This window comes from Nocardioides furvisabuli, from assembly GCF_021083185.1.
In the GTDB taxonomy this organism is placed as follows: Bacteria; Actinomycetota; Actinomycetes; order Propionibacteriales; family Nocardioidaceae; genus Nocardioides; species Nocardioides furvisabuli.
On sequence record NZ_JAIGQB010000005.1, the window covers coordinates 293,768 to 304,441 of the forward strand.

Annotated in this window: 15 protein-coding genes and 1 pseudogene; 11 read left to right on the forward strand and 5 right to left on the reverse strand. The window is 72.6% G+C overall.

Annotated elements, in window-relative coordinates; translation table 11 throughout:
• Positions 1 to 54: 54 nt before the first annotated feature.
• Positions 55 to 546 carry a MarR family winged helix-turn-helix transcriptional regulator gene (locus tag K4G59_RS12415; protein ID WP_231251370.1) on the reverse strand — a complete coding sequence of 164 codons (492 nt, stop codon included), beginning with the start codon at positions 544 to 546 and terminating at the stop codon, positions 55 to 57.
• A gap of 82 nt (positions 547 to 628) precedes the next feature.
• On the opposite strand from K4G59_RS12415, the gene K4G59_RS12420 reads away from it, so the two are divergent.
• The 6 genes and pseudogenes from K4G59_RS12420 (at position 629) to K4G59_RS12445 (ending at position 4,545) form a co-directional block, all read left to right on the forward strand.
• On the forward strand, positions 629 to 1,000 hold the full coding sequence (locus tag K4G59_RS12420) for a DoxX family protein (RefSeq protein WP_231251371.1): 372 nt from the start codon (positions 629 to 631) through the stop codon (positions 998 to 1,000).
• A gap of 107 nt (positions 1,001 to 1,107) precedes the next feature.
• Entirely contained in the window at positions 1,108 to 3,165 is a 2,058-nt protein-coding gene (locus K4G59_RS12425; RefSeq protein WP_269210046.1) for an ATP-dependent DNA helicase UvrD2, read from the forward strand.
• 147 nt (positions 3,166 to 3,312) lie between these two features.
• Complete coding sequence (locus tag K4G59_RS12430; RefSeq protein WP_231251372.1) at positions 3,313 to 3,495, forward strand: hypothetical protein; 183 nt, start codon at positions 3,313 to 3,315, stop codon at positions 3,493 to 3,495.
• Between the two features lie 120 nt (positions 3,496 to 3,615).
• The gene (locus K4G59_RS12435) at positions 3,616 to 3,990 is read left to right on the forward strand and encodes a WhiB family transcriptional regulator (protein WP_231251373.1); all 375 of its coding nucleotides are present in this window, start codon (positions 3,616 to 3,618) and stop codon (positions 3,988 to 3,990) included.
• A gap of 27 nt (positions 3,991 to 4,017) precedes the next feature.
• Positions 4,018 to 4,242, forward strand: a pseudogene (locus tag K4G59_RS12440) (putative WhiB-interacting protein); the annotation flags it as partial.
• A gap of 135 nt (positions 4,243 to 4,377) precedes the next feature.
• Complete coding sequence (locus K4G59_RS12445; RefSeq protein WP_231251374.1) at positions 4,378 to 4,545, forward strand: hypothetical protein; 168 nt, start codon at positions 4,378 to 4,380, stop codon at positions 4,543 to 4,545.
• Positions 4,546 to 4,561: 16 nt separating this feature from the next.
• On the opposite strand, the gene K4G59_RS12450 is transcribed toward K4G59_RS12445, so the two are convergent.
• Positions 4,562 to 5,080, reverse strand: coding sequence for a hypothetical protein (locus tag K4G59_RS12450; RefSeq protein WP_231251375.1), 519 nt, complete (start codon positions 5,078 to 5,080; stop codon positions 4,562 to 4,564).
• 125 nt (positions 5,081 to 5,205) lie between these two features.
• Positions 5,206 to 5,364: a DUF5679 domain-containing protein gene (locus tag K4G59_RS12455; RefSeq protein WP_090969683.1), complete on the reverse strand. Its 159-nt coding sequence runs from the start codon at positions 5,362 to 5,364 to the stop codon at positions 5,206 to 5,208.
• 191 nt (positions 5,365 to 5,555) lie between these two features.
• On the opposite strand from K4G59_RS12455, the gene K4G59_RS12460 reads away from it, so the two are divergent.
• The 3 genes from K4G59_RS12460 to K4G59_RS12470 are packed head-to-tail and all read left to right on the forward strand — an operon-like array spanning position 5,556 to position 8,002.
• A complete protein-coding gene (locus K4G59_RS12460; protein WP_231251376.1) occupies positions 5,556 to 6,362 on the forward strand; it encodes an enoyl-CoA hydratase/isomerase family protein in 807 nt (268 codons plus the stop codon).
• Positions 6,363 to 6,374: 12 nt separating this feature from the next.
• Complete coding sequence (locus K4G59_RS12465) at positions 6,375 to 7,409, forward strand: PHP domain-containing protein (protein WP_231251377.1); 1,035 nt, start codon at positions 6,375 to 6,377, stop codon at positions 7,407 to 7,409.
• Between the two features lie 50 nt (positions 7,410 to 7,459).
• Positions 7,460 to 8,002: a M48 metallopeptidase family protein gene (locus K4G59_RS12470; RefSeq protein WP_231251378.1), complete on the forward strand. Its 543-nt coding sequence runs from the start codon at positions 7,460 to 7,462 to the stop codon at positions 8,000 to 8,002.
• A gap of 6 nt (positions 8,003 to 8,008) precedes the next feature.
• On the opposite strand, the gene K4G59_RS12475 is transcribed toward K4G59_RS12470, so the two are convergent.
• Both K4G59_RS12475 and K4G59_RS12480 read right to left on the reverse strand, forming a co-directional pair.
• Entirely contained in the window at positions 8,009 to 8,554 is a 546-nt protein-coding gene (locus tag K4G59_RS12475; protein WP_231251379.1) for an NUDIX hydrolase, read from the reverse strand.
• Positions 8,551 to 9,870, reverse strand: a complete 1,320-nt coding sequence (locus tag K4G59_RS12480) for a zinc-dependent metalloprotease (RefSeq protein ID WP_231251380.1) — start codon at positions 9,868 to 9,870, stop codon at positions 8,551 to 8,553. The genes K4G59_RS12475 and K4G59_RS12480 overlap by 4 nt, the downstream gene beginning before the upstream one ends.
• A 73-nt stretch (positions 9,871 to 9,943) precedes the next feature.
• On the opposite strand from K4G59_RS12480, the gene K4G59_RS12485 reads away from it, so the two are divergent.
• Both K4G59_RS12485 and K4G59_RS12490 read left to right on the forward strand, forming a co-directional pair.
• A complete protein-coding gene (locus K4G59_RS12485) occupies positions 9,944 to 10,369 on the forward strand; it encodes a molybdenum cofactor biosynthesis protein MoaE (RefSeq protein ID WP_231251381.1) in 426 nt (141 codons plus the stop codon).
• A 42-nt stretch (positions 10,370 to 10,411) separates the two neighbouring features.
• Positions 10,412 to 10,669, forward strand: a complete 258-nt coding sequence (locus tag K4G59_RS12490; RefSeq protein ID WP_231251382.1) for a hypothetical protein — start codon at positions 10,412 to 10,414, stop codon at positions 10,667 to 10,669.
• Positions 10,670 to 10,674: the final 5 nt, after the last annotated feature.

The window sequence follows — 10,674 nt, forward strand, 5'->3', positions numbered from 1 at the left end:
TGGTCAACCCTCCGGCCCGGTGCGGCATTCCCGCAGGCGACAGGGGTGGCCCGGCTAGCAGGAGCGGCCGGGGTCGATCCGAGCCAGGACGGTCTCGCTGACCCGGCGCAACGCGGCGAGGTCGGCCGCCGACACGGCGTCGACGACCAGCTCGCGCACTCGCGCGACGTGCCCGGGGGCCGCCGCCACCGCTTTCGCGTGCCCGGCCGCGGTGAGGACCGCGTTCGTCCGGCGTCCGGCTCCGGGCACTCGTTCGCGGGTGACCAGGCCCTCTGCCTCGAGACGCTTCACCACGTGGGAGAGCCTCGAGAGCGACGATGAGGTCTCTGCGGCGACGACGCTCATCTGGAGCGTGCGGTTCGGCTGCTCCGACAACACCGCGAGCACCAGGTACTCGAAGAACGTCAGCCCCTGGTCGGCCTGCAGCTGGGCGTCGAGCGCACCGGGGAGCCTGATGATCAGGGCGGTGGTGGCCATCCACGCAGCAAGCTCGTCCTCGTCGAGCCAGGGTGGCTCGCTGGGGTCGGGCGACGCGGTGGGGGACATGCTCGCGAGGCTAGCGGAATAACTTGATGCATCAAGTTCTTGGGTGAGTTGTTGACATCTCAAGTTCTCTGAAGGAGACATCATGAACATCGTCCTGTGGGTCATCGCCGTCGTCCTGGCGGCCGTCTTCACCGCCGCCGGCCTGCGCAAGGTCCTCACCCCCCGGGAGAAGGTCGTCGAGGACATGACCTCGCTCGAGGACCTTCCCGCCGGAGCGATCAAGCTCATCGGGGTCGTGGAAGTCCTCGGCGCCGTCGGGCTCGTCGTGCCCGCGGCCCTCGACATCGCGCCCGTGCTGACGCCACTGGCTGCCAGTGGACTCGCGGTGACGATGCTCCTGGCCGCAGCGGTGCACGCACGGCGCAAGGAGTACCCGCTGATCGGAATCAACGTCGTCCTCGGGGGCCTGGCGCTCTTCGTCGCGATCATGCGCTTCGGCCCGCAGGCGTTCTGACCTCGGCCGGGGCCCACGAAGGAGGTTCGTGTCGGTGGCGACGTCTAGGGTTGTCCTGCCCGTGCCGGCGGGCGACAGCCCCGTTCATCCCATCGCAGGAGACGACCTTGCTCGAAGCGCTCGACCCCGAGCAGCGACAGGTCGCGGAGGCGCTGCGCGGGCCCGTGCGGGTCCTCGCGGGCGCCGGCACCGGCAAGACCCGTGCGATCACCCACCGCATCGCCCACGGGGTCGCGCAGGGCGTCTACGCGCCCACCGAGGTGCTGGCGCTGTCGTTCACCACCCGCGCCGCGGGGGAGATGCGCGAGCGGCTCCGCTCGCTGGGTGCGCCCGGGGTCCAGGCGCGCACGTTCCACTCGGCCGCGTTGCGCCAGCTCCGGTTCTTCTGGCCGCGGGTGCACGGGCGTGACCTCCCCGAGCTCACCGAGTCCAAGCTCGGCATGGTCGCGCTCGCCGCCCGGCGCCAGCGGCTGAGCGTCGACCAGGCGACGCTGCGCGACCTCGCCAGTGAGATCGAGTGGGCCAAGGTGTCCAACGTCGCCCCCGACTCCTACCCCGCGCTGGCCCGCGCCCGGGGGCGGGCCGTCTCGGGCCTCGAGCCCGAGGTCGTGGCCCGCGCCTTCGACGCCTACGAGGAGGTCAAGCGCGGCCAGGGCCGGATGGACATGGAGGACGTGCTTCTCTTCGGCGCCGGCCTGCTGGCCGACAACGAGGCCGTCGCCGCGCAGGTGCGCCGGCAGTACAAGTGGTTCGTCGTCGACGAGTTCCAGGACGTCTCGCCCCTGCAGAACGCGCTGCTCGACCTCTGGCTCGGCGGGCGCGACGAGCTCTGCGTGGTCGGGGACCCCGCCCAGACGATCTACTCCTTCGCCGGCGCCGACGCGCGCTACCTCCGCGAGTTCACCCAGCGGTTCCCGGCGGCCACCAGCGTCGAGCTGGTGCGCAACTACCGCTCCACCCCGCAGGTCGTGGCTGCCGCCAACGCCCTCCTCGCCGGCACGAGCAGCAAGGGCGTCGACCTGGTGGCGCAGCGTCCCTCGGGGGCGGCCATCACCTACCGCGAGGCCAGCGACGAGGTCGCCGAGGCCGACGCCGTCGCCGATCGCGCGGCCGCGCTGCGGGCCAGCGGGACGCCCGCCAGCCGGATGGCGGTGCTGCTGCGCATCAACGCGCAGTCCGAGCGCTTCGAGGAGGCACTGGCCGCGCGCGGCATCCCCTACGTCGTCCGCGGTGGGGCGCGCTTCTTCGACCGCCCCGAGGTGCGCCAGGCCATCACGCTCGTCCGCGGCGCCGCGCGCAGCGGCGAGGCGTCGGGCCCGGTGGCCGACGGGGTCGTCGCCGTCCTGTCCCAGATGGGCCACTCCACGGAGCCTCCGGAGGGCAGGGGAGAGGTGCGCAACCGCTGGGAGTCATTGCAGGCGCTGGTCGACCTCGCCGCCGACTTCGGGCGCGAGCGGCCCGACGCGGGCCTCGGTGACCTCGTCGACGACCTCGACCGCCGGGCAGGTGAGCAGCACGCCCCGGTGGCCGATGCGGTCACCCTGGCCACCATCCACTCCGCCAAGGGCCTGGAGTGGGACGCCGTGTTCGTGGCCGGCATGCACGAGAAGATGATGCCGATCTCGCAGGCCAGGACCCCCGCCGAGGTCGAGGAGGAGCGGCGCCTGCTCTACGTCGCGATGACCCGCGCCCGCGACGAGCTGTGCGTGTCGTGGGCGAGTGCGCGCGAGCCGGGCGGTCGCGCCAACCGCGGGAGCTCGCCCTTCCTGTCGGCGTTGCTCGACGGCACGCCCGGTGTCGCGGCCCAGCGGCGCGAGCGCAGCAAGCGCAACCGCGCGGCCCTGCACTGCCGCGAGTGCGGGGGAGCGCTGTCCAACTCCCGCGAGAAGAAGACCGGCCGCTGCGCCGACTGCCCGGCGTCCTACGACGAGGCGCTCTTCGAGCGGCTGCGCGAGTGGCGACTGGCCCGCGCGGCGCAGGACAGCGTGCCGGCGTTCGTCGTCTTCACCGACGCCACCCTCCAGCTCATCGCCGAGCACGTGCCCTCCGACGAGCGCGGCCTGCGGGCGATCAGCGGCGTGGGTCCGGGGAAGATCGCGAAGTACGGGGACGAGGTGCTCGCGCTGGTGTCCGGGAAGGCCGTCGGCGACGCCGGATCGTCCTGAAGGATGAATCCGGGAACTTTTCCGTGTAATACCCACAAAATGGTTTGCCCCTGACGTTGTCGAGGGTTTAGCGTTCTGCTCACAACAACCCGCGCACGGGATCGCTGACGACGATCTGCGCCTGATGCCCCGAAGGAGGTGGCCCTGATGGAGAACTTCACGATGACGATGACGGCTTGGACGCCGTCCTTCGGCATGTCCACCCTCGGCCGCCCCTGCGCGCACACGCGCGCCCTCGGCGCTGGTGTGGTGGCTGTCCAGGACGCCGCCGCCATCGTTCGCATCAAGGGCGATTTCCCGGGTTCTCCTGCCTGGAGTCCGTCGAGCTAGGTCACACCTCGCATCGGCAGCCTCCAGGCCGCGGAACCCGACACCGGGATCCGCGGCCTTTCTGTTTGTCCAGCACCGAGTTTCCACCCGCGATCAGGTCAACGAGAAGGAGGTGAACACATGACCATCAGCGAACTCGTCCGCGACCACGCTGCCGACGTCAGGACCCACACGGAGCCCCAGGCTCCGCTCGGAGCCCTGCACGACGCCGCCTCCGGAGTGGATGAAGAGCTGCTGCCCTGCCGCACGGGCGACGCAGAGCTGTGGTTTGCCGAGTCCCCCTCGGACGTCGAGCACGCCAAAGCCCTCTGCACGAACTGCCCCGTGCAGGCGCTCTGCCTCGACGGAGCACTCGAGCGGCGCGAGCCGTGGGGCGTCTGGGGAGGCGAGCTCTTCCTCCAGGGCGTGGTGATCCCGCGCAAGCGGCCGCGAGGCCGGCCCCGCAAGTCCGAGCAGGTCGCAGCCGCGACGCACAAGGACGGGGCCGCCGCGTAGGCGCCACCGCAGCACCCATCTCACTCCGACCGAGGAAGTACAGGAATCCCACACCTCATGAAGACCTACCGAAATGGACGCAACGACATGAATCTCATGCATGAAGAACTCGCGCGCGCACAAATGTCCGCGCGCCTGGGAGAGGCGCACGAAATGCGGCGGGGCCACCACCTCGCCCTGGCTCGCCGGATGAGCCGCAAGGCCGAGCTGGCCGCGCAGCAGGCACGCCTCGCCCTCGCTCGCGCGATCTGATCGGACCGGTCCCCGTCGTCGGACCGCTCTCGCCCTGATCGCGGGTGAGCACGCACAGCACGAGCCGGTACGTCGTCACCGTGGCGACGTACCGGCTCGTGGTCGTCACGGGCGGGCCGGAGTAGTCTCGCCCTCGTGAGCGACACCGTCACGTGCGCGTTCTGCGGCACGCAGGCGCCGGAGGCCGAGACCCTGACGTGGACGACGGCGGTCGAGAACGGGCGGCGCCGCATCTTCTGCGACACCTGCTCTCGCACGCACTTGCGCGCGATGGAGGGCAAGCTCGACAGCGAGTGGTGGTGAGCGGGCGGAGGCTCGCTCAGACGGTGTCGAACCAGTCGCACCCGCAGTAGGGGTGGCGCGCCCAGCGACGGCCGGCGGGCAGCGGCTCGTGGTCGAAGCGCCACGAGGTGAGCCATGTGTGGGGCACCTCTCCGCGCGACCAGGCCCCCAGGTCTCGGGCCACCGCTCCCGCAGCGAGCGCCAGCAGGGGGCGCGCCAGCGGGGGGAGCAGGGTCGGGTCGCCCTCGTCGAGCACCGAGGCGGCCACGCAACGCGCGCAGGGCCCCAGCCCGGGCGCGGCCCACGGCCCCACCTCGACGGCGTACGACGTCACGCCGACGAGCAGGTGGGGGAGCGAGGCCACGGTCCAGTCGTCGACCGTGGCCGACACCGTCCGGCCCGGGCCCACGCCGACGCCCACGGCGGCCTCTGGGTCGACCTGGACGCCGGCGGCCGCGAGGGCGGCGGCAACAGGGGCGGTCCAGCGGGGCGGGCAGTCGAGCTGTGCGCGCAGGGTGACGGCGTACGGCCGGTCGTGGGTGAGCACGTCGTGCATGGCCCCACGCTCGCACCTGCGGGTGCTGCCCGGGGCGTCCTCCACAGGACGCGTGCGGCCCGGAACGCGAAGCGGCGGCGCCACCTCGTGGGTGGACGCCGCCGCTGTCAGCTCTGGGCCGAGGCTCAGGCCTTGCCGAGAATCCGGTTCAGGTTGGTACCACAGACCGGGCAGACGCCCTTGGCCATCTTGGTGCCCTTGTCGTTGACCTTGATCTCGCCCTCCGCCTCGCGCTTCTCCTTGCACTTGACGCAGTAGAACTCACCGCTCCAGGTCTCCGCCATGACGGCCTCCTTGCTCGTTACTTCTTGGTCGTCGCGACGGGGTGGTCAGGGGGGAAGCCCGCCGGGGAACCCGGCGGTTGCCAAGGCTCCGTCCTCGACCCTACGCCACGCGTGGCCCACGCTCACGCACCCCACGCGCTGAGCGTGAAACCGCCTCTCGCGCCGACGGCTGCGATCAGTAGGCTCGACCCATGTCCGACGCCCTCGAAGACCTCGCCCACCTGCGCCTCGAGCGCCCGTCCGACGGGGTCGTCCTGCTGACCCTCGACAACCCCGGGATGCGCAACGCGATGAGCGACGAGATGACCTCGTCGTGGGTCACCGCGATCGACGCGCTGGCCGCCGACACCTCCGTGCGCGCCGTCGTCGTGACCGGGGAGGGCAGCGCCTTCTGCTCCGGCGGCAACACCTCGTGGATCGCCAGCGAGCCGGACGCCAGCGTCGATGAGCTGCGCTCGCGGATGATGCCGTTCTACCGGGCCTGGCTGTCGATCCGTCGGCTCGAGGTCCCGACCATCGCCGCCGTCAACGGGCACGCGATCGGGGCGGGGCTCTGCCTCGCCCTGGCCTGCGACATCCGCTACGCCGCGAGCGGCGCGAAGCTGGGCCTGCCGTTCAACAAGCTCGGCATGCACGCCGGCATGGCCGGCACCTGGCTGCTGCCGAACGTCGTCGGCCCGGCCCACGCGCGCGACCTGCTGCTCACCGGCCGCGTGGTGGAGGCCGACGAGGCGCTGCGCCTGGGCATGGTCTCGCGCGTCATCGCCCCCGCGACCTTCCTGGACGTGGTGCTCGAGACGGCCGCCGGGATCGCCGCCACCGCCCCGATCGCGGCCCGTCTGACCAAGGTCGCCCTGGCCGACGGCGGACACGCCGACTTCGAGTCGGCGCTGCAGTGGGAGGCCCTCGCCCAGCCGATGACGCTCGCGACCGCCGACCTCCAGGAGGGCATCGCCGCCGCGAAGGAGAAGCGCGCCCCGCAGTTCCGCGGCCGCTGACGGGAGCCTGGCATGACCACCAACGACCTCGGACCCGTCGCGACCCTGCGCCGCATCGCCTTCCTGATGGAGCGCCAGCGCGAGGAGACCCGGCGGATCGAGGCGTTCCGCAAGGCCGCCCGCACGATCCTGCCGCTGCCCGAGGAGGACGTACGCCGTCGCGCGGCCGCGGGCACGCTCACCGAGCTGCCCGGCATCGGCCCGAGCACCGCCGCGGTGATCACCGACGCGTGCAACGGTGTGGTCCCCGAGCGCCTGGTCGCCCTCGAGCGGACCGCCGGCCCGCTGGCCCAGGGCGGAGAGGAGCTCCGCGCGTTGCTGCGCGGCGACCTGCACTCCCACTCCGACTGGTCCGACGGCGGCTCGCCGCTGGAGGAGATGGCCATGACCGCGATGGAGCTCGGTCACGACTACCTCGTCCTCACCGACCACAGCCCTCGGCTGCGGGTGGCCAACGGCCTGAGCGCGGAGCGGCTCGGGCGCCAGCTCGACGTGGTCGACGCCGTCAACGACCACCTGGAGGGGAGCTTCACGCTGCTGAAGGGCATCGAGGTCGACATCCTCGACGACGGCGCGCTCGACCAGTCCCCCGAGATGCTCGGGCGCCTCGACGTGCGGGTGGCGTCGGTGCACTCCAAGCTCAAGATGGAGCGCGACGCGATGACGCGCCGCATGGTCGCCGCGGTGCGCAACCCCCACACCAACGTCCTGGGCCACTGCACCGGGCGCCTGGTCACCGGCAACCGCGGCACCCGTCCGCAGAGCCAGTTCGACGCGCGCGCCGTCTTCACCGCCTGCGCGGAGGAGGGGGTCGCGGTGGAGATCAACTCCCGTCCTGAGCGCCGTGACCCGCCGACGGTGCTGCTGGAGCTCGCCCGCGACCTCGGCTGCTTGTTCTCGATCGACTCCGACGCGCACGCGCCGGGGCAGCTCGACATGCTCGACTTCGGTGCGGCGCGGGCCACCGAGGCGGGGATCGATCCCGAGAGGATCGTCACCACCTGGGAGCGCGACCGGCTCCTGGAGTGGGCGGGCGCGCGCCTGTGACCGGCGCGTTTCACCGACGCGGTGTGGGTGCGGGAGGTTAGGTTCGGCTCATGAGCTCGTCGCCCAGCACCCCCGAGGTGGAGGTGCGTCGCTCGCGCCGCCGACGACGCACGGTCTCGGCCTACCGCGACGGCGAGCGGATCGTGGTGTTGATCCCGGCGACGATGAGCAAGCGCGACGAGGCCACCTGGGTCGCCGACATGGTGGCGCGCATCGAGCGCCAGGAGCGACGCAAGGTGCGTTCCGACGACGACCTCGTGGCGCGCGCGGCCACGCTCAACGACGACTACTTCGGCGGCCTGGCCGTCCCCGCGTCGGTGCGGTGGGTGACCAACCAGAATGCCCGCTGGGGCTCCTGCACCCCCAGCGACCGCTCGATCCGGCTCAGCGACCGGCTGCAGAAGATGCCCGGCTGGGTCGTCGACTACGTCCTGGTCCACGAGCTCGCCCACCTGCTGGAGTCGGGCCACACCCCTCAGTTCTGGGCGTGGGTCGACCGCTACCCGAGGGCCGAGAAGGCCAAGGGCTACCTCGAGGGCTACAGCGCCGGCGCCCGCCTCGAGCCGCCACCCGGGACGGACGACAAGGAGTAGGGGCCCTCAGCCGTTCAGCCGGGCCACGGCGTCGCCGATCAGCCGCCGCATGTCGGGGTAGAGGTCCGGCAGGTCGTCGAGCGGCCACCATCGCACGTCGAGCGACTCCTCGCTCACGGCGTGTCCGGCATCGCGCGGAGCTGTGGCGAGGAACCGGACGTCGAGGTGGTGCACGACCGTCCCCGGGGCGCAGAACTCGACCGCGTGCTCGTCGAGGTCCAGCGGCACCGGGTCGAAGGCGAGCGCGGACAGCCCGGACTCCTCGTGGGCCTCGCGCAGCGCCACCCCGGCCAGGGTGGTGTCACCGGGCTCGCAGTGGCCACCGAAGGCGAACCAGCCGCCGGCCTTGCGGTGGTGGTTGAGCAGCACGGCGCTCGCGTCCGGCGCGAGCACGAGGGTCCCGGCGGTGAGGTGGTCGGGCAGGCAGCCGCGCTCCATCCCGTCGGGACGGGCGTCGAGGTGCGCCACGAAGCGGTCGCGCAGCTCGCGGTCGCGCGCGGTTGGCGGCGTCCACCCGGACAGCACGGTCCGAGCGTCGTCGTGGAGGCTCACCCGCGGGTGTCGGGACCGTCGAGCAGGTCGCGCAGGCCGGCGTCGAACTCCTCGTCCGACAGCGTGCCGGGTGCGACCGAGTCCTCCCGGAAGCCCAGCGGGTCGTCGAGGTCCTCCGCGGTGGGGAGCAGGTGCGGCGACATCCACACGCCGTCGCGGGCCTCGGCGCCCTGGCGGGTGCGCAGCGAGCCCCACAGCGTGGAGGCGTCGCGCAGCCGGCGGGGGCGCAGCTCGAGGCCGACGAGGGTGGCGAAGGTCTGCTCCGCCGGGCCACCGGCCGCGCGCCGGCGGCGTACGGTCTCCTGGAGCTTGGCCGCAGCGGGCATCCGCTCGGCCGTGGCCTGGCTGACGACCTCGTCGACCCAGCCCTCGACGAGGGCGAGGGTGACCTCGAGCTTCTGCAGGGCAGCCTTCTGGGCGGCCGAGGGCTCGGGGTCGAACAGCCCGCCGGCGAGCGCGTCCTGCATCGCCGCGGGGTTGGCCAGGTCGACCTCGCGCAGCTTCTCCTCCATGCCGGAGGTGTCGAAGTCCATGCCCGCGCCGTACTCGGCGACCGCGCCGATGAGGTGGTCGCGCAGCCACGGCACGCCCGCGAAGAGCCGCTGGTGGGCGGCCTCGCGCAGCGCGAGGTAGAGCAGGACGTCGTCCTCGGTGACGTCGGGCACCTCGGCGGCGAACGCCTTCACGTTGGTGGGCAGCAGGGCCGCCTTGCCGATCGGTCCGAGCGGGAGGCCGATGTCGGAGGCGCTCAGCACGTCGCCGGCCAGCGCACCGAGGCCGCTGCCGACCTGGGAGGCGACCATGGCCCCGCTGGCCTTGCCCAGCATCGCCATCAGCGGTCCGGCGAGCTGGCGCATCTCCTCGGGCATGGCGTCGCCGAGAGCGGTGGTGGCGGAGCCGGCGATGGGCTCGACCAGCACCTTCCACACGTCGATGGTCTCCACGATCCACTCCGCGCGCGACCACGCGGCGGTGGTGCTCACACCGGAGGGGAACTCGGTGGTGGTGTCGAGCCAGTGGTCGGCCAGGCGTACGGCGTCGGCGACGGCCGCGGACTGGGCGGCGCCGACGGCCGGGTCGGGCTCCTGCGCGGCGGCGCGGCGGGCCAGGTCGGTCACGGTCTCCCAGTTGACCGGTCCGTCGTGCGGCGCGAACAGCGACTGCATCTGCGACATCAGCGCGTTGAGGTCGGGCATGCCGCCGCCCGCACCGAAGCCGCCCATCTGCGAGAAGATCTGCTCGAAGGGGGTGCCCTTGAAGGGGTTGTCGTCATCGGGGCCCTGACCGGAACCGGGGTCTCCGGGGGTGTCACTCATGCCCCCACGTTACCCACCTCGCCCAGACCCGCGCGGCCCCCCGCAGCGCGACCGTCGTCCTACACTCGGGCCCGTGACCGACCTCCTGCGCCTCGTCGACATCCGCGACACCCCGCTCGACGTCACCGAGGTCCTCGACGCCCTGGGCGACGACGGCGCCGGCGGCCTGACGCTCTTCGTCGGCCAGGTCCGCGACCACGACGGCGGCAAGGGGGTGACGGCCCTGGACTACTCGGCCCACCCGACGGCCCTGGCTCGCCTCGAGGACGTGTGCCGCCGCGTCGCCGCCGACCACGACGTACGTGGTGTGGCGGCGGTCCACCGTGTCGGCCAGCTACGTATCGGCGACCTCGCGGTGGTCGTCGCCACCACGGCCGCCCACCGCGGTGACGCGTTCGCCGCGTCGCGCGACCTCATCGACACCCTCAAGGCCGAGGTGCCGATCTGGAAGCACCAGGTCTTCGACGACGCGAGCGAGGAGTGGGTCGGCACGCCGTAGCGCCTGCCCCGCCCGGGACCTGACGACGCCTAGGCTCGGCGCGTGGAGATCCTGCTGTGGCTCGTGCCGTCCGTCGTCCTGACGGGGGCGGCGATGCTGTGGGTCTCGTGGGTCAGCCGCGACGGCCGCGGCGAGGTCGACCGCGACGTCGCCGTCGAGCGCCTCGGCAAGGCCCTCGCCAGGGATCTGCCGGCCGGCGCCCGGCGTACGGCTGCTCCCGCGCGCGACCGCAGCACGGGCATCGCGGTGCGTCCCAGCCACGCTCCCGGCGCGGACGGCACCACCCGCCGCGCGTCCTAGTTGTC